At 48.5% G+C, this 16,016-nt stretch carries 19 protein-coding genes and 1 riboswitch; of the genes, 18 read left to right on the top strand and 1 reads right to left on the bottom strand.

Going from position 1 to position 16,016, the window contains the following annotated elements; genetic code table 11:
* Positions 1-83 precede the first annotated feature (83 nt).
* The 5 genes from ctaD to ACFORK_RS25890 all read left to right on the top strand — a co-directional run bounded on the left by ctaD (position 84) and on the right by ACFORK_RS25890 (position 4,402).
* Positions 84-1,922 carry a cytochrome c oxidase subunit I gene (gene ctaD / locus ACFORK_RS25910; RefSeq protein ID WP_379204672.1) on the top strand — a complete coding sequence of 613 codons (1,839 nt, stop codon included), beginning with the start codon at positions 84-86 and terminating at the stop codon, positions 1,920-1,922.
* 7 nt (positions 1,923-1,929) lie between these two features.
* A complete protein-coding gene (locus ACFORK_RS25905; protein ID WP_379204572.1) occupies positions 1,930-2,556 on the top strand; it encodes a cytochrome c oxidase subunit 3 in 627 nt (208 codons plus the stop codon).
* Positions 2,557-2,559: 3 nt separating this feature from the next.
* The gene (locus ACFORK_RS25900; protein ID WP_379204570.1) at positions 2,560-2,883 is read left to right on the top strand and encodes a cytochrome C oxidase subunit IV family protein; all 324 of its coding nucleotides are present in this window, start codon (positions 2,560-2,562) and stop codon (positions 2,881-2,883) included.
* Between the two features lie 110 nt (positions 2,884-2,993).
* Positions 2,994-3,902, top strand: coding sequence for a cytochrome c oxidase assembly factor CtaG (gene ctaG / locus ACFORK_RS25895; protein WP_379204568.1), 909 nt, complete (start codon positions 2,994-2,996; stop codon positions 3,900-3,902).
* 35 nt (positions 3,903-3,937) lie between these two features.
* The gene (locus ACFORK_RS25890) at positions 3,938-4,402 is read left to right on the top strand and encodes a DUF420 domain-containing protein (RefSeq protein ID WP_379204566.1); all 465 of its coding nucleotides are present in this window, start codon (positions 3,938-3,940) and stop codon (positions 4,400-4,402) included.
* A gap of 130 nt (positions 4,403-4,532) precedes the next feature.
* Here the strand turns inward: ACFORK_RS25890 and ACFORK_RS25885 are convergent, their stop codons facing one another.
* Positions 4,533-5,144: an HD-GYP domain-containing protein gene (locus ACFORK_RS25885; RefSeq protein WP_379204564.1), complete on the bottom strand. Its 612-nt coding sequence runs from the start codon at positions 5,142-5,144 to the stop codon at positions 4,533-4,535.
* 498 nt (positions 5,145-5,642) lie between these two features.
* Here ACFORK_RS25885 and ACFORK_RS25880 point away from each other — a divergent pair, with 498 nt between their 5' ends.
* The 13 genes from ACFORK_RS25880 to kdpF all read left to right on the top strand — a co-directional run bounded on the left by ACFORK_RS25880 (position 5,643) and on the right by kdpF (position 15,990).
* Positions 5,643-6,371, top strand: coding sequence for an ABC-2 transporter permease (locus tag ACFORK_RS25880; protein ID WP_379204562.1), 729 nt, complete (start codon positions 5,643-5,645; stop codon positions 6,369-6,371).
* Positions 6,372-6,431: 60 nt separating this feature from the next.
* Complete coding sequence (locus ACFORK_RS25875; protein ID WP_379204560.1) at positions 6,432-6,827, top strand: GntR family transcriptional regulator; 396 nt, start codon at positions 6,432-6,434, stop codon at positions 6,825-6,827.
* A gap of 17 nt (positions 6,828-6,844) precedes the next feature.
* A complete protein-coding gene (locus ACFORK_RS25870) occupies positions 6,845-7,774 on the top strand; it encodes an ATP-binding cassette domain-containing protein (RefSeq protein ID WP_379204558.1) in 930 nt (309 codons plus the stop codon).
* A 2-nt stretch (positions 7,775-7,776) separates the two neighbouring features.
* Positions 7,777-8,679, top strand: a complete 903-nt coding sequence (locus tag ACFORK_RS25865; protein WP_379204556.1) for an ABC transporter ATP-binding protein — start codon at positions 7,777-7,779, stop codon at positions 8,677-8,679.
* A complete protein-coding gene (locus ACFORK_RS25860) occupies positions 8,672-9,961 on the top strand; it encodes an ABC transporter permease (RefSeq protein ID WP_379204554.1) in 1,290 nt (429 codons plus the stop codon). The genes ACFORK_RS25865 and ACFORK_RS25860 overlap by 8 nt, the downstream gene beginning before the upstream one ends.
* Before the next feature lie 37 nt (positions 9,962-9,998).
* The gene (locus ACFORK_RS25855; protein ID WP_379204552.1) at positions 9,999-10,217 is read left to right on the top strand and encodes a hypothetical protein; all 219 of its coding nucleotides are present in this window, start codon (positions 9,999-10,001) and stop codon (positions 10,215-10,217) included.
* A gap of 175 nt (positions 10,218-10,392) precedes the next feature.
* A complete protein-coding gene (locus ACFORK_RS25850; RefSeq protein WP_379204550.1) occupies positions 10,393-11,895 on the top strand; it encodes a spore germination protein in 1,503 nt (500 codons plus the stop codon).
* 23 nt (positions 11,896-11,918) lie between these two features.
* Positions 11,919-13,118, top strand: coding sequence for a Ger(x)C family spore germination protein (locus ACFORK_RS25845; protein WP_379204547.1), 1,200 nt, complete (start codon positions 11,919-11,921; stop codon positions 13,116-13,118).
* Between the two features lie 2 nt (positions 13,119-13,120).
* Complete coding sequence (locus tag ACFORK_RS25840; protein ID WP_379204545.1) at positions 13,121-13,369, top strand: hypothetical protein; 249 nt, start codon at positions 13,121-13,123, stop codon at positions 13,367-13,369.
* Between the two features lie 3 nt (positions 13,370-13,372).
* The gene (locus ACFORK_RS25835) at positions 13,373-14,467 is read left to right on the top strand and encodes a GerAB/ArcD/ProY family transporter (protein WP_379204543.1); all 1,095 of its coding nucleotides are present in this window, start codon (positions 13,373-13,375) and stop codon (positions 14,465-14,467) included.
* A 210-nt stretch (positions 14,468-14,677) separates the two neighbouring features.
* Positions 14,678-14,977 carry a hypothetical protein gene (locus ACFORK_RS25830; RefSeq protein ID WP_379204540.1) on the top strand — a complete coding sequence of 100 codons (300 nt, stop codon included), beginning with the start codon at positions 14,678-14,680 and terminating at the stop codon, positions 14,975-14,977.
* Positions 14,974-15,162, top strand: a riboswitch (cyclic di-AMP (ydaO/yuaA leader). Its footprint overlaps the gene before it by 4 nt.
* 205 nt (positions 15,163-15,367) lie before the next feature.
* Positions 15,368-15,787 carry a hypothetical protein gene (locus ACFORK_RS25825; protein WP_379204538.1) on the top strand — a complete coding sequence of 140 codons (420 nt, stop codon included), beginning with the start codon at positions 15,368-15,370 and terminating at the stop codon, positions 15,785-15,787.
* 125 nt (positions 15,788-15,912) lie between these two features.
* Positions 15,913-15,990 carry a K(+)-transporting ATPase subunit F gene (gene kdpF / locus ACFORK_RS25820; RefSeq protein ID WP_379204670.1) on the top strand — a complete coding sequence of 26 codons (78 nt, stop codon included), beginning with the start codon at positions 15,913-15,915 and terminating at the stop codon, positions 15,988-15,990.
* Positions 15,991-16,016: the final 26 nt, after the last annotated feature.

Here is a 16,016-nt window from a genome sequence, read left to right as displayed (position 1 = left end):
GAATCTTGGCTCAAGCAGCTCCTGTCCTGAACCATTCCAAGCCGTTGAAGCATGGTCACACCGTCAAGCGGCACACCGGACTGATGGATTGGATCACCACCGTCGATCACAAGAAAATTGCAATTCTGTATTTATGGGCCGGAGGTTTGTTTTTTGGCATCGGTGGCTTGGAAGCAATCCTGATCCGAATTCAGCTCATCAAGCCGATGAACACCTTTCTGAACGCCCAGCTCTTCAATGAGCTGATTACGATGCACGGAACTACAATGATCTTCCTTGGCGTTATGCCGATTATCTTCGCCCTGATGAATGCGGTTATTCCGCTCCAGATTGGGGCACGCGACGTTGCTTTTCCTTTTCTGAATGCGCTTGGCTTCTGGACTTTCTTGTTCGGGGGCTTGCTGCTCAATCTAAGTTGGGTCATGGGCGGTGCGCCTGATGCTGGCTGGACGGCTTATGCACCATTGTCTACCAGCACGTATAGTACGACACACGGGGTAGACTTTTACACCATTGGCTTGCAAATCGCGGGTCTGGGCACCTTAATTGGGGGCATTAACTTCCTAGCGACGATTATCACAATGCGTGCGCCAGGGATGTCCTACATGCGGATGCCGATGTTCGCTTGGACTACATTTATTACTTCCGCTATTATACTCTTCGCTTTTCCGGCCATTACGGTGGGCCTGGTACTGCTGACCTTTGACCGAATTCTTGGAGCCAACTTCTTCGAGGTGGGTGCAGGCGGTAACCCGGTGCTCTGGCAGCATATCTTCTGGATTTTTGGACACCCCGAAGTGTACATCCTGATCCTGCCTGCGTTCGGGATTATCTCCGAGATCATACCGACCTTCTCGCGCAAGCGTCTGTTCGGTTACAGCTCGATGGTCTTCGCTACGATTCTGATCGCCTTCCTCGGCTTCATGGTTTGGGCGCATCATATGTTCACTACAGGTCTTGGACCGGTCGCGAACGCACTGTTCTCGGTCTCAACGATGCTTATTGCCGTACCTACCGGAATCAAAATCTTCAACTGGCTCTTCACGATGTGGGGTGGTCAGGTGCGTTTTACCACGCCTAATCTATTCGCAGCCGGCTTCATTCCAACCTTTACAATGGGCGGTGTCACCGGGGTCATGTTGGCCTCTGCACCCGCTGATTTTCAGTTCCATGACACATATTTTGTCGTCGCCCACTTTCACTATGTTATCGTAGGCGGTCTGGTGCTCGGCCTGTTCGGTGGGCTGCATTACTGGTGGCCGAAGATGTTCGGACGCATGCTAAGCGAGAGACTCGGCAAGTGGACGTTCTGGACCTTCATCCTTGGGTTCCACATGACGTTCTTTGTGCAGCATTTCCTTGGACTAATGGGCATGCAGCGTCGGGTCTTTACATACCTGCCGAACCAGCAGTTCGATCTTCTGAACCTGATCAGTACGATCGGTGCGGGTCTGATGGGTGTGGGAACGATTATCTTCCTGACCAATGTATTCCTGACTTCCAGAAAGCCTGTGGGTGCTCCAGATGATCCGTGGGAAGACGGTCGTACGTTGGAGTGGAGCATTCCTTCTCCGCCACCAGAGTATAACTTCAAACAAACGCCACTAGTACGCGGTATTGATGCCCTGTGGAAAGAAAAAACAGCCGGACATAAAGGGATGACGCCTGCGGAGCCGGTCGGTTCCATTCACATGCCTTCCGCAACGGTATTGCCGTTCGTCATGTCCGTGGGAATCTTCATTGCGGGACTTGGGTTTATGTTCAGCAAGGATGATTTCGGCAACGCGTTTATGAGCTTTATTTTCAATAATTATATTGTAACGGCAATCGGGCTTCTCATTACATTCGGGTCGATGGTGCTGCGTTCCGTGTTCGATGATCACGGCTGGCATATTGAACCTGAAGAGCTGGAAGAGGGGTGAGGATGGTATGACAACGGCACACGCAGAGGCGGCTAACGGCACGCTTCCGCACGAACCGGAAAAAGCGACCCTGGAGGGACGCAATAAAGTGCTCGCCTTCTGGTTATTCCTGGGCGGGGAAGCGGTACTCTTCGGTACCTTGTTCGCCACCTTCCTGGCCCTGCGCAATCAGACCAATGAAGGCCCGACGGCGAATGAGCTGTTTCATCTGCCACTGGTTGCAGCGGCCACGTTCATCCTGCTAGTGAGCAGTCTGACGAGTGTATTCGCCATTCAGGCGATGCACCGGAATCGTCCGGCTGTGCTGCGGAACTGGCTACTGCTGACCGTCTTGCTGGGACTCGGTTTTTTGGGGTTGGAAATTTATGAGTTCAGCGAATACGTTAGACATGAAAAGTTCGGAATGACCACGAGCGCATTCAGTTCTGCCTTCTATACCTTGGTTGGGTTCCACGGTGCACACGTTGCCTTTGGGATTGTCTGGATCGGAATTTTGATTGCTCAACTGGCTCGCAAGGGACTGAATGTGATCACTGCGCCGAAGATTTATGTATCCGCCATGTACTGGCACTTTATCGACGTGGTCTGGGTATTCATCTTCACAGTGGTATATCTGCTCGGAAAGGTGGGCTAGCTCATGACGACAGATCAACATACACCGCAAGGCGGAGTCAAGCACCGCTACCGGCATGAAGGGCCACAAAAGCATATTGTGGTATTCATCTTCTCGATTGTACTGACCTTGATTGCTTTCGCAGCAGTGGCTGCAGGAGGGGTCAATCCGGCGTTTGCGGTGATTCTCCTGTTGATAATGGCAGTGCTGCAAGTGTTTGTGCAGATGGGGTACTGGATGCACTTGAAGGACAAAGGGCATATGCTGCCCATCCTGTTCATGATCGGTGGTTTTTTTGTAGCGGGTACTTGTATTATCATGTCACTCTACTGGGTATGGTGGGACTAAAGGGAAGTTGCGGAAGAGGCGGGCAGTTCATGCCCCCTCTTTTTGGCATTATGGACACGCGAACGATTACCTTATACCCGCTTTCCCTGCCAAGGAGGCATAAATAAGAGATGCTAGGATTACAGTATTTTAGCTTTGCTGATTTATGGAGCCCGTTGTTTTTGGCGGGGATGCTGCTGGTTACAGCAGCCTATTTTGTGTTGATTGGACCGCTGTCGTCACGGTTTCCGGGTGCTGCGCCGGTATCCTTCTTCCGTAGAACACTGTTTGTATGCGGGATGGTGGCGCTGTACTTGGCTCAGGGAGGACCGGTTAGCTTACTGGGGCATATCATGTTTTCTTTTCATATGTTAAGTATGGCTTTGTCTTATCTGGTTGCAGTTCCCCTGATCATGCTAGGGATTCCCGTCTGGATTTGGCGGGCTGCCCTGAAGGTCAACCCTTTGCGGGGGCTGTCGTTTCTGGCGCATCCGGTGGTGGCGGCGCTGCTGTTCAACGGATTATTCTCGCTGTACCACGTGCCGGTGATTCACGACTATGTGATGCTGCATTTTACGGTTCACCGTCTCTATTATATAATTCTCTTTCTGACAGCTGCCTTGATGTGGTGGACCTTGATTAACCCATTACCGGAACACAAGATGGCCTCGGGACTCGGAAAAATCGGCTTTATCTTTCTTAATATGGTGCTCTTGACGCCGGCTTGTGGACTGATTATTTTTGCGGACCAGCCGCTCTATGCCACGTACAGTGATCCTGATGCTTGGGCCAAGGCTATGGGCTACTGTGTATCCGGTGATTCTGCTACGCTCTTGAAGGCATTTGGGGGTCCAACGTTCTTCGGATGGCTGTCGCCTAAGGTGGATCAGCAGGTAGGCGGCATTGCCATGAAGTTCATTCAGGAATTTATTTTTGCCTCTATGCTTGCTTATGTGTTCTATCATTGGTATAAAAAAGAGAACGGGAAAGACGATGGGGAAACATCCGAGACCTCCTCCAAGCTGGAAGGGGCCGTTTGAACCGTGCATAGCTGGCATTGCCAAGGAGGATAATCATGGATATTTTTACGTTGTTTCCAACGATCAGTACATCGTTCATCGTAATTAGTGCGGTGCTGGTGGCGATTGGCTGGGGACTCATCATTAAGGGCAAACGCGAGGCGCACAAGAACACAATGATTGCTGCCGCTGTCGCTGCTCTGCTGTTCTTTATCGTGTATGTATCAAGAACGCTGTTTGTGGGAAACACCTCATGGGGTGGACCGGACGAACTGAAGACCATTTATCAAGTGTTTCTGATCTTCCATATTGTGCTCGCCACTGTGGCTGCCGTATTCGGGTTAACTACGCTTACGCTGGGGTTCAAGGCGAAGTATGCCAAGCATCGCAAATGGGGAAGAGTAACATCAGTAATCTGGTTCATTACCGCCATTACGGGCGTAACGGTGTATGTACTGCTGTACATGCTGTATCCGGGCGGTCATACGAAGCCGGTATGGGAAGTCATTATGGGCGCATAGACGCCAGCGGAACAGGCCTAGCGGATTTGTATGTTTCCTGCCCGGAAGCATGCAGCCCCAGGCCTGTTTTTTATCAGGCAGAGATTATGTACACTCTTTATGAGACCGCTCTCCTACTGAATGGTCCTAGCTATACAGTCAATTGCAGATCTGTGAGTAGCAGGAACTGATCTACGATCTGACTGTCAAACTGTGTTCCGGCGTGAGCGCGGAGTTCATCCTTAGCCTGTTGGATGGAGGTTCGTTCCCGATAAGGGCGAAAGGATTGCATGGCGTCATAGGCATCAATAACCGAACAGACCCGAGCAAGAAAGGGGATGTCCTCACCTTTCAGTCCGTAGGGGTAACCCTTGCCATCCCATCGTTCATGGTGATACCGAATTACGTCGGTCACACTGCTGTCTATACCGGGGAAATCCTTGGCAAGCTCGGCTCCGAGCAACGGGTGCAGCTTCAAGACATTCCACTGTTCCTCCGTTAAGGGTTCTTGCTGGTCAAGAATCTCCACGGGAATAAGAGACTTGCCGATGTCATGCAGAAAGCATCCTCTTATCAGAATGTTTTTCTCTTTCTCTATTAGTTGCATGGAGCCCGCTAGTTCCTCTGCCATCATGGCTACTCTAATGGAATGCCTGTGCGTTTCCGGATGTTTGTCCCGCAAAGAATTCATCCAAATGCTCACATGGGCCTCTTCTGTTAGAGCAATTTGCACCTTTTTGACTAGTGCGGCTAATTCCCCCAACTTATTCTCCCTCCTCAACCTCTTGGCAACCCCTCACCTGATCAGTAGTAAGTGTGCCAACTGTACGAAAACAAAACAAATACAGCAGAAAAAAAGTCGTACAATATGGCTTATGCGACATTTTTAGTGCCAAATATAGGTCTGTTTCGCATTTATGCATACAAATGATACTATGTAAGTATTATAGGTCATTTGTATATTACTGTATAGTAATTATAAGAGAATTATTCGATTTTTTGTCTAAATTTGTCACATCATATAACAACCGTAGACTTTAACAATTCAGATTTATCAAATAATAAAGGTGCGAACCGGACATGGGAGTGTCCGGTTTTTTATATGGTCAGGAGGATGGGCTGTAAATTATTTAGAAATAAAGGTTGACGATGGAAAATAAAGGACATATACTGTGTATATAGATATATACAGTAAGCACAGGCAACACAGTGCATAACTCATTGCTCTTCAAATTGAGATGCTAAAGCGAGGTAACTGTTTATGAGGACATTTAAGCAGTCTTGGTTCATTATCCGGGGCGATTTTCGTGGGGCTAAGTTAAAGATCTTGTTCCCGGTAGCATTTTCGCTTCTTTTTATGGGATATCTGGGCGGTTTGGCAACACTGGTTCTGAATGACTCGCTGGGTGGGAGGGATCGGAATGTCATATCAGATTTCATACTGCTGACTTTAGTTCCGATACTAGGATTCACATATTCCCGCAGATCCATGAAATATTGGAGCGAGGATTCCTACACCAAGATGCTCATGTATCTGAAGAGTCTCCCTATCCCGCTGGAGGTTATTGTGAACAAAAGAAAGATCCAGTCCTTCCTGTCCTTCGGCATGAATGGCATCCTGTTCTTCGGACTTATCTACGCCTTTGGTGAACATGTTCAAGCGAACTTGAACTGGATTCAATATCTTTCCTTCGCCTTTACCTGGATTGGTTATGGTTTGATGATTGCAAGCGTGTATATCTACATTGAGTTCTTGTTCAGTGGAAAAGCCTACAGCTGGCTAACCATGCTCATCATGGGCCTCTCGCTGGCGACAGCGGTGATCATCAGGATATCGGGTGGCAATTTATTCATCTTTACCATAGAAAGCTCGAAGGAATGGGGCTTGTTATCTCCGGTGATGTGGGTGATGCTGCTGGTGGGGTTGGTCGCCCTACAGGTAATCTCTAAATGGACGCTACACCGGCTGAAAAGGCGGAACTTCATATGAAAAGGCTAAAATTGCAAGGAAGCATTTCGGCTTGCCGGAATGAAAAGCGGGGTGTAAATCGTGTGGATACCGGTGCAAATTGATGAGAACAGCGCAGAGCCGCTGTATCACCAGATAGAGACACAGCTAAGGTCGCTGATTATTAGCGGGGTGATCGCAGAGGGAACATTGCTTCCCTCGATACGTGAATTTGCCGGAGATTTGAAATGTAGTGTCATTACTGTTCGCAGGGTCTATCAGGACTTGGAAAATGAAGGGCTGCTGCGGACGCGGCAGGGTACAGGTACCTTCGTCTCTAATGTCGGGGAAGGTGCGAGAGAGAATTATAAGCGGGATGCTGTGACAAAAGCGCTGGAGACCGCGGTGGATGTTGCGCATTCGGTCCAATGCACGAGGGAAGAGCTTGTCGAGCTGTTTAAGGAAATCGTGGAGCGTAAATATAAAAGTCAGGAATGAAAGGTGGAAGGACTGAAATGGCACAATTGGCAATTGAGCTGCGAAATGTAAGCAAAAAAAGGCGCAATAAAACGATTGGACCGCTTAATCTGGGCCTGCCGCAGGGACATATCATCGCGCTTGTCGGTCAAAATGGCTCCGGTAAAAGCACTTTGCTGCAAATGCTCCTCCAACTGACGCATCCCGAGGAGGGTGAAATTCTCTGGTTCGACAAAACCCATAGCGAAGGTATACCGCTGGAGGTGCGCCAGACTATAGCTTATGTGCCAGAGAACTCACTAACCGAAGAGAATCACTGGAGTGCCGAGGAGGCCGCAGCCTTCCGCAGTCACTGGTACCCACAGTGGGATCAGCTTTACTTTCAGGAACTGATGAATACCTTTGAGGTTCCACGGAATATCAAGCTGGGCAAAATGTCCAAGGGGGAGCGCCGTAAGTTCGAGATTGCTGCAGTTCTGGCTGCAAAGCCTCAGTTGCTATTGCTCGATGAGCCTTCTTCCGGACTGGACCCTTTTGCCTGGAAAGCTATGATAGAGGCCTTGCGCAAATATATGGATCAGCATAACGCGACGATCCTGATCTCCACTCACATTGTCGATGAGGTAAGAAGGCTGGCCGATTATATTGTGCTTATGCACAGAGGCCAACTGCTAGGCATGGCAGATAAAGATAGCCTGTTTGGGGCTTGGAGCGAGGTATGGGTGAACGTGGCGGATGCAGAGGAACTTGCGGAACTGTCTGCCGAGCTGCCAGGAACACTGAATCATGCAATGGATGCCAAAGGGGTGGCCTCGTTCATTACCGGACAATTTGAGCAAATCGAGGAACGCTTGCACCATATGGGCGTAAAGGTACTTAAGAACCGCGTGCTGGAGTTGGATGAGATTTTGGGCTTATGGACACAGGGATATCGTCCAATTCTGGTTGATGACAAGAAAGGGGACTGAAAATGGAAGCTTTGAAGCTGGAGCAAGTAGTGAAGCAGTATGGAGAGAAAACCGCTGTAAATCAAATTAGCCTGAAGGTAAGTGAAGGGGAAATTTATGGATTGCTTGGCGCCAATGGTGCGGGCAAGACAACAACCATGCGTATGGTGCTGGGCCTGATTTATCCCGATGAAGGCAAGATTCTCTACAATGGAAAATCATTTAACAGTGAGCTTCAGCGCATCATGGGCTATCTGCCGGAGGAGCGTGGATTGTATCCAAAGGTGAAGGTTAGTGACCAGATTACTTATCTCGCCCAGCTTCGTGGTATGTCAAGGAGTGAGGCCGACAAGAGCCTACGCTACTGGCTGGACCGCTTCGAAGTCCCTGAATATTACAACAAGAAGATTGAAGAGCTTTCCAAAGGAAATCAGCAAAAGATGGGCTTTATCGCTGCGGTTGTCCATAAACCTCAAATCCTCATTCTCGATGAGGCTTTCAGTGGCCTGGACCCTGTAAATGTCGAACTGCTCAAAGATACCGTTAAGGAATTACGTGATCAAGGTACGAGTATCCTGTTCTCCACACACCGAATGGAGCATGTTGAAGAGCTTTGTCGCAATATCACCATTCTCGATCGCTCCAATACCGTGGTGCAAGGTGAGATCCGTGAGATCAAGAAGGGTTATCCACGCGAGCAAGTGCTGCTTCGCACCCCTGGTGAAGTTTCCGGTCTGGAGTCTATTGCAGGCGTAACGGCTGTGAAACGGCAGGAACGGGGTTATCTGCTAACGATCAGCGAGATTGACGCCGCACAGCGTATTTTGCAGCAGGCCATCGGGCAGGGCGAAGTAGAGCATTTTGAAATCAAGGAACCGACATTAAACCAAATCTTTATCCGGGCGGTGGGTGAATCCAATGAATAAGATGGGGACAATTATCGGCTTTACCTTTAGGAATAAAGTAAGAACGAAATCATTCATGATTACTACGTTGATTATCGTATTGCTGCTCAGTATCGGGATGAATATCCCGTACATGATTAAATTGTTCAAGGGTGATGATAGCGCTAGTGGTACGGCAGGAAGCGCCGCAGTGATTGGACTCGTAGCCGAGGGCGGAAATCCGGCAGCAGAACTGCTTAAGGCTTATAATCCTCCGGCAGGGATTCCGAAAATTACACTGAATTCTTATGCTGCTAGTGATGATCCGGAGCTAAAAAAAGCGCTGGACGATGAGAAGGTGCAGGGTTACCTCTCTCTGGGAACAGCATCCGCTTCAGGTCTGCAAGAAGTAACTTACTTCAGCCGTGATGGCAAGCTGAAAGGGGAAGTGCAGTCCTATCTGCAAGGGGCATTGCAGCAGGTTAACGCACAGCTTATCGCCGGAGATAAACTGACGCCAGAGCAGATCAGCGCGATGAATACGCCGGTAGCGATTGGAACCAAGCAGATTAGCACTACAGGTGAGGTAGAAGCGGAACCATCCCATCCCGCTATCAATTACGTGATAGTATATGTGCTTTTAATCCTGTTCTTTATGTCTATCATGATGACAGGCAATATGATTGCCGCAGAAGTTACCTCGGAAAAAAGCTCTCGTATTATGGAGATTCTGATCACAAGCGCTTCACCATTGGCGCAGATGTTCGGAAAGGTTATCGGGATTTTCCTGGTTGGATTAACGCAAATTGTAATTATCGCCGCGGCAATTGCCGCCAATCTGAAACTGCCGCATAATGCGACAATTATGAGCGACTTTGATTTAAATTTCAGTCAGTTTAATGTTGGTTTACTGACATATGGCATCATCTTGTATATTCTAGGCTACTTCCTCTTCGCCTTAATGTACGCAGCTGTTGGTTCCATTGTCAGCCGTACTGAGGATCTTGGTCAGGCGGTTATGCCGATTATGATGCTGGGCTTTGCAGCTTTCTACATCCCGTTGTTCAGCATCGCTAGTCCTGATACCCTGCTAGTCAAGGTAGCGAGCTTTGTACCGTTCACCTCTCCATTGACGCTGTTGCTGCGAATTGGTGTGGGGAGTATAGCATTGTGGGAAATTATCGTCTCGCTGGCAATTCTCCTGGTCACGACGTTCTTCTTTGGCTGGCTGGCCGCGAAGATCTACCGCACCGGTGTCCTGATGTACGGTAAGCGTCCTAGCATTAAGGAAATCAGAAAAGCAATGAAAGCTTACAAAATTTGATTTGGTTTCACCCATATCCGAAAGGGGATTGATGATAATGAATGCAAAAAACGTTCAGAAGACCAATGAAGAGAAATACCAGATCGGTACGTTCCTGTTCTTTTCCTCCATGCTCTGTTTTTTAAGTGTTCAGATGGACCCCGGAGATTCCGGGCTGCGGCTGGGATTCAAGATCGGAATGGGAATTTTGGGTGCAGTGGGCGCGGTATATGGGCTGTATCAGTACGGAAAGTTGCGTCAGAAAGAGAAACAATAATGATATTTGCTGAATGGATATGAATAGTACGATCCGGAGCCTACTATAATGTGGCTCCGTTTTTTTTACCCTAAAAGCCTCTACTATCGGATCATCCCATGCATTGACGTATACTCCCTTGCCACGCGGGTCACAATAAGGGCAACCTAATTTTGCTAAATGAGAGGTGGCTTCCATGCAACTGGTATCGGATTCCGGGAAATTGCTGGACGCTGATCTGCACAACAATATTCGCTCGATACGGGAAGCATTGGGGGACAGTCCGGATCTAATTGTTCGAGAGATGGTGTTGGCTGACCATTGGGGAGTGGCCTTGCTATACATGAACGGTCTGGCTGATCGCACGATGATCCAGACAGCTGTGCTGAAATCGCTGACGAATCTGGGGGCGTTAAAACCGGAGCAGGAGTCATCCTTCAGGGACGCCCCGCTGATCTATTTGAAGGAAAAAGCCCTTACCGTGGGTGACATTAGCTATCTCAATGGGATAGACACGCTGTTCACACATCTCTTGTCAGGAGATGCCATTCTTTTGCTCGACGGATATGCGGAAGGGCTCCGCATCGGGGTGACCGGACGCGAAGACCGGACCGTGGGCGAACCGACCTCCCAGCCGAGCATTCGTGGACCGATGGATGCTTTTACCGAGAATATTCAAACTAATATCTCACTGATCCGCCGGAGGATCAAGGACCCGCAGTTATGGCTTGAAATCCATCCGATTGGCACAATAACCAAGACCAGTGTCGCTATTATGTATCAGAAAAATATTGTGAGCGGGCAAATTCTTCAGGAAGTACGTAACCGACTGGATGCTATCGATATCGACGGTATTCTGGAGAGCGGCTATATCGAGGAATTTATTCAGGACAAGACCGCCACTCCATTCCCTACGGTATACAACAGTGAGCGCCCCGATACGATCGTGGCGGGAATACTGGAGGGGAAAGTAGCGATAATCATAGATGGTACGCCGTTTGTCCTGCTCGTTCCAGCACTCTTTGTTCATTTCTTGCAGACACCGGAAGACTACTATCAGCGCTCCGACATTAGCACCCTGATTCGGATGATTCGCTTTATGTCGTTTCTGATTGTCTTGCTCGCCCCGTCATTCTACATCGCTATTACAACCTTTCATCAGGAGATGTTGCCCACGAATCTACTGCTGAATCTGGCCGCGCAGCGGGAAGGTGTCCCCTTTCCGGCTTTTATTGAGGCGCTAATGATGGAGATCGTCTATGAAATTCTGCGGGAAGCCGGTATACGGATGCCAAGAACGGTGGGTCAGGCCGTATCCATTGTCGGCACACTCGTCATTGGGCAATCTGCGGTAGAAGCGGGTATTATCTCCGCGGCGATGGTCATTATCGTGTCTATTACGGCGATTTCGAGTTATGTCATTCCGGCGAATACAATGTCCATTTCTGTGCGAATGATCCGGTTCGTATTAATGGGGCTGGCTGCTTCATTTGGGCTATTCGGGATTCTGGTGGGGGTTATTATCCTGGTGCTGCACCTGAATACGCTCCGTTCCTTTGGCGTTCCTTATCTGAGTCCGCTGGCTCCGTTTAATCTGGATGCTCAGAAAGACTCGCTGTTCCGGTTGCCTTGGCCAGCTATGCGCAAACGGCCGAAGATGTACAATCGCAAGAACCTGGTGCGGCAATCACGCAAATAAATAGCTATCGTTGAGGTGCATCCATGAAGCGTATTACAGGGGGGATTTTAGCGGCAGTAATGATCCTTGTGCTGTTGACAGGGTGCTGGAGCCGCCGGGAATTGAATGAACTAGGCATTGTGTCGGGCATCGCAATCGATAAATCTAATGATCAGTACCAATTGACCGTACAGGTGGTTATACCGGATCAGGTGAATGGCCGTACAGGTAAGCAAAATACTCCGGTGGCGGTTTATAAGACGGTGGCACCGACCCTCTTTGAGGCCTTCCGCAAGCTGACAGAAACGAGCCCCCGAAAGATCTATACTGCCCACATCAGGACACTGGTTCTAAGTGAGGAGGTGGCTCGGGACGGCATTGCCAAAGTGATAGATATTCTGGTGCGTAATCCGGAGACAAGACCGGATTATTATGTATTAATCGCTAGGGATGCCTCTGCGGAAAATATTCTGAAAGTCCTGACACCGCTGGAGAAAATCCCCGCGGAGGCGTTATTCTACTCACTGGATACTTCAAACAAGGTTTGGGCACCGGTAGCTGCGGTGACTGTTGACACGTTGATTGACCAACTCATGACTACGGGAATGAGTCCTGTGCTGCCAGGGATTTCCCTTTTGGAGAATGACAGTAGGGATACTAAATCTGAGGATATGAGACTTATCGATCATCCGGTAAAACTGGGGTATTCAGGCATGGCAGTCTTCCGCAATGACAAGCTGATTGGATGGATGACCAAAGATGAAGGTAAAGGCTATAACTATATTAGGAACACGGTTAGCAGCACAGCAGGGCATTTGAAATGTCCGGATGGCAAGTATATCAGTCTTGAAATTATCCGTTCACACACGGAAATGAAAAGCCGCCTGGAGGCGGGTAAACCTGTCATTGAGATCAGCGCCAAAGTGGAAAGCAACATCGGGGAATTGGAGTGCAGTCTGAACATCAATGATCCAATGGTGCTAGAACAGCTGCAAGTTGCTGGAGAACAGGATCTTGAGGATTTGATGAGGCAATCGGTTGAAGCAGTCCAGCGCCGTTATAAAGTCGATGTTTTCGGTTTTGGACAGGTGATTTATAATGCCTACCCCAAGCTGTGGAAGAAGTTAGAGTCACAGTGGGATGATGAATTCCCCCATCTAAAAGTGGTGTACAAGGTGGATGCTCATATTCGTAACACTGGCATGATTGCTAATTCGATTGAGCGCCGGATGAAGGAGAAATAGACATGACTCTTACGACCATTGTCGTCGGTTTTTGTTCCCTTGCCATCGCTGCTTTCGAGCTCCCTCCCTTGATTAAGAAAGGCTGGGCGCGTGAAACATTAATTTTCATAGTCATGCTGGTTGCCGGGGCAATCGTCAGTATTGTGGCTTTAAAAGGAATCCAGACACCTAGTCCGATGCGGGTTCCTGAGCTGATCTACAAACCTTTGTATCGATGGATGGAGTACATTCTACAGGTAAAGGATGATTGAGGCATGGAAAATGGGAGAATCAGCTCCAGACAACTTGCTGTGCTGGTCATCTACTTTATTATTGGCGATATGTTGTTGATTCTGCCCTCACTCACGATATCCGCGGCTAAACAAGATGGATGGATCTCCGGAGGAATAGGCCTCTTGATCGGATGGCCGATTGCCTGGTTTCTGTACCGGTTCAGCCGCCTGTTTCCCAAGCTGACGATTATTCAATACAACCGGCGCCTCTTGGGGAGATGGATTGGGGGGTTGATTTCTTTATTTTACCTGTACTACTATTTGGTCACTACCGCGATGCTGCTTCGGGAAGCCGGTGATTTTCTCACTACGCAGATTTTTACGGAGACGCCCATCAATGCGATTCACTTCATGATGATCATTACGTTGGTGTGGGGGACCAAGAGTGGACTGGAAGCTATTGCCCGGTCGGGAGAGACTTTTTTCCCACTGTATATCTTTTTGTTTCTGGCCCTGTTCTTTCTGCTGCTTCCCCAGGCCGAATTATCCAGACTCCAACCTATAATGGGTGAGGGACTTCGGGCCATTACACATGGTTCATTATACAGCAGTACCTTCACGTTCTGTGAACTGAATGCTGTGCTGATGTTTCTTCCCTATGTAGTTACCAGCAAGACTACGGAAAGAGATTATTTGATCGGGGTTTTCCTTGGAGGGATGGCTATCTGCTCTATTATTCTGCTGGCCCTGCTGGTGATTGGACCGAATCTGGCCTCCAGCTATCTCTATACTACCTATGCTGCCGCACAAAAAATCAACGTGGGGAATTTTCTACAGCGAGTGGAGGCCATACTGGCTATCAATTGGATTTTATCGACATTTTTCAAGACTATTCTGGACTTCTATGCTTTCCTGCTCGGGACCGCTCAGCTCTTCAAGTTGCGTGATTATCGTCCGTTGTCGATTCCTGGCGGCATGCTCGTCTTTGGTTTGGCGTTTGCGATCACGACCAATACCGTATATTTCGATTATATTGTCGACTATTATATCTTCTGGGATTTCACCTGTGCGCTAGTCCTTCCGCTGATGCTTTATATGGTGTACAAATTCAGAAGTAAGGAGATGTTCCAACAGTAAGCTGGGCTGTATTTCTATTCACGGTTTACAGAATGGAATAATAGGCGCTGGGCGTTCCAGTTCTGAACCTGTTGTCGTTCCCGGATACATGTGTAATCGTAATCCGAATCATACGCCGCACGACTTCCTTTTGTAAAAAGAGAAATTATTTCATAGTACCGTCTATCCACGGAATTCCGGCAACCAAGGGAAAGAAAGTGGACTAAAAGCATGTTTATTAGCCGTTATGAGGCATTTATCTTCCTCAAGCCCCTCTTTTCGTATTTGAGCGGAAGACGTGTCAAAATCTTGGAGTTCCGCGCTTTTGGGAAAAACAACCCCGAAATATATAAAAAATTCGATAATCGTGACAAAAACGTGAAAATAGGAGAAATAGAGAGATTGAACATTAAGAAAACGCTACCCAATATGAAAAGGGTTTTCTTTATGCATTATTTTGGCATCCTTGGCGTTTTACAAGAATTCCTGCATGAGAGTATGATTACATCTGTTTCAACCACAACCGAATAGTTGATCCGCTTAATTTCCGTCAAGGAAAGCGGGGGAACCAACAATCGGCAGCCGATGTGAGAGTCGGAAGCCGGTTATGGGGTGAATCCTGTATGGATGCAGCTAGTCATGCATCTGTATGGGTAGGGCGACTCTCACCGCCCGAATCCGTCAGCTAACCTCGTAAGCGTATGGAGAGAGGATGAGTGCAATGTGACCGTTAGCGAGCCACAGAGGAGATCCTTTGTGGTTTTTTGCTGTGCTTTTATAAGCAAAACGCTTGTAAGGCAGCGTCTGGTGACGTGACACAGCCACACACGGCTGTGCCCGAAAATGACGATAGGTCACGTTCCTTTCGGAGATTTTCGTTGCCTCCTTGTTGTTGTGCAAGAGCAGGAGGGGATAAGAGATATGGCGGATCAGATGGAATATGTGCTGGTATGCGCACCTACAAAGGCTGGCGAGCATTTTATCAAGATATTGAAATTCAGAGGCATTCAGGTAGCTGGACTAACGAACAATCAAGAGGAAAAGACCCGTTTAGAGGAATTGGGAGTTGAGAACACTGTTTTAGTAGATACTCGCCATCAGAAAACGTGGTTTCGTCCATCCTTTCCTGTAGGCAAGGTGTATTTGTTCGAGAGCAGTTTCCCGCTGTGTTGTCGTTACATCCAAATGTGCCGGGCCTGGACAACACAGCCCATCTTTGTAATTACCACTTCCTTGAACCCCAGATTGGTCTATACAAGACTGGGCGCAAGTTATGTCATCTATTCCCACAGCGGGGATGCCGTTTTTTTAGTGGACCAAACTTCCTGTGATCAGGGATAACAAAAGGGGCTGGAAACGATGCTGGATCTGTATATGATCGCCGCACTGGCCGTTACGTACGGCTTGTTCTATGGATTTGTACAATGGTGTTCAGGTGTAGTCGAGGATGCAGGGGGGAATGAGCGGTGATTGTGATTATTGCTGTGACCTTGCTGCTGTTCATCTATCTGGTCTATGCGCTGATTAACCCGGAGAAATTTTAGCTATATCTAACGCGAGAAATAAGAAC

Source organism: Paenibacillus sp. GCM10012306 (assembly GCF_042649265.1).
GTDB lineage: Bacteria > Bacillota > Bacilli > Paenibacillales > Paenibacillaceae > Paenibacillus_AQ.
Note: the sequence above shows the minus strand (reverse complement) of the source record. Positions and strands in the feature narration are given on the sequence as shown.

What these genes read in the sequence shown, in the direction of transcription:
- ctaD (WP_379204672.1), top strand. Translation starts at nt 84, where the DNA reads ATGGATTGGATCACCACCGTCGATCACAAGAAAATTGCAATTCTGTAT.
- ACFORK_RS25905 (WP_379204572.1), top strand. Translation starts at nt 1,930, where the DNA reads ATGACAACGGCACACGCAGAGGCGGCTAACGGCACGCTTCCGCACGAA.
- ACFORK_RS25900 (WP_379204570.1), top strand. Translation starts at nt 2,560, where the DNA reads ATGACGACAGATCAACATACACCGCAAGGCGGAGTCAAGCACCGCTAC.
- ctaG (WP_379204568.1), top strand. Translation starts at nt 2,994, where the DNA reads ATGCTAGGATTACAGTATTTTAGCTTTGCTGATTTATGGAGCCCGTTG.
- ACFORK_RS25890 (WP_379204566.1), top strand. Translation starts at nt 3,938, where the DNA reads ATGGATATTTTTACGTTGTTTCCAACGATCAGTACATCGTTCATCGTA.
- ACFORK_RS25880 (WP_379204562.1), top strand. Translation starts at nt 5,643, where the DNA reads ATGAGGACATTTAAGCAGTCTTGGTTCATTATCCGGGGCGATTTTCGT.
- ACFORK_RS25870 (WP_379204558.1), top strand. Translation starts at nt 6,845, where the DNA reads ATGGCACAATTGGCAATTGAGCTGCGAAATGTAAGCAAAAAAAGGCGC.
- ACFORK_RS25865 (WP_379204556.1), top strand. Translation starts at nt 7,777, where the DNA reads ATGGAAGCTTTGAAGCTGGAGCAAGTAGTGAAGCAGTATGGAGAGAAA.
- ACFORK_RS25860 (WP_379204554.1), top strand. Translation starts at nt 8,672, where the DNA reads ATGAATAAGATGGGGACAATTATCGGCTTTACCTTTAGGAATAAAGTA.
- ACFORK_RS25855 (WP_379204552.1), top strand. Translation starts at nt 9,999, where the DNA reads ATGAATGCAAAAAACGTTCAGAAGACCAATGAAGAGAAATACCAGATC.
- ACFORK_RS25850 (WP_379204550.1), top strand. Translation starts at nt 10,393, where the DNA reads ATGCAACTGGTATCGGATTCCGGGAAATTGCTGGACGCTGATCTGCAC.
- ACFORK_RS25845 (WP_379204547.1), top strand. Translation starts at nt 11,919, where the DNA reads ATGAAGCGTATTACAGGGGGGATTTTAGCGGCAGTAATGATCCTTGTG.
- ACFORK_RS25840 (WP_379204545.1), top strand. Translation starts at nt 13,121, where the DNA reads ATGACTCTTACGACCATTGTCGTCGGTTTTTGTTCCCTTGCCATCGCT.
- ACFORK_RS25835 (WP_379204543.1), top strand. Translation starts at nt 13,373, where the DNA reads ATGGAAAATGGGAGAATCAGCTCCAGACAACTTGCTGTGCTGGTCATC.
- ACFORK_RS25830 (WP_379204540.1), top strand. Translation starts at nt 14,678, where the DNA reads ATGTTTATTAGCCGTTATGAGGCATTTATCTTCCTCAAGCCCCTCTTT.
- ACFORK_RS25825 (WP_379204538.1), top strand. Translation starts at nt 15,368, where the DNA reads ATGGCGGATCAGATGGAATATGTGCTGGTATGCGCACCTACAAAGGCT.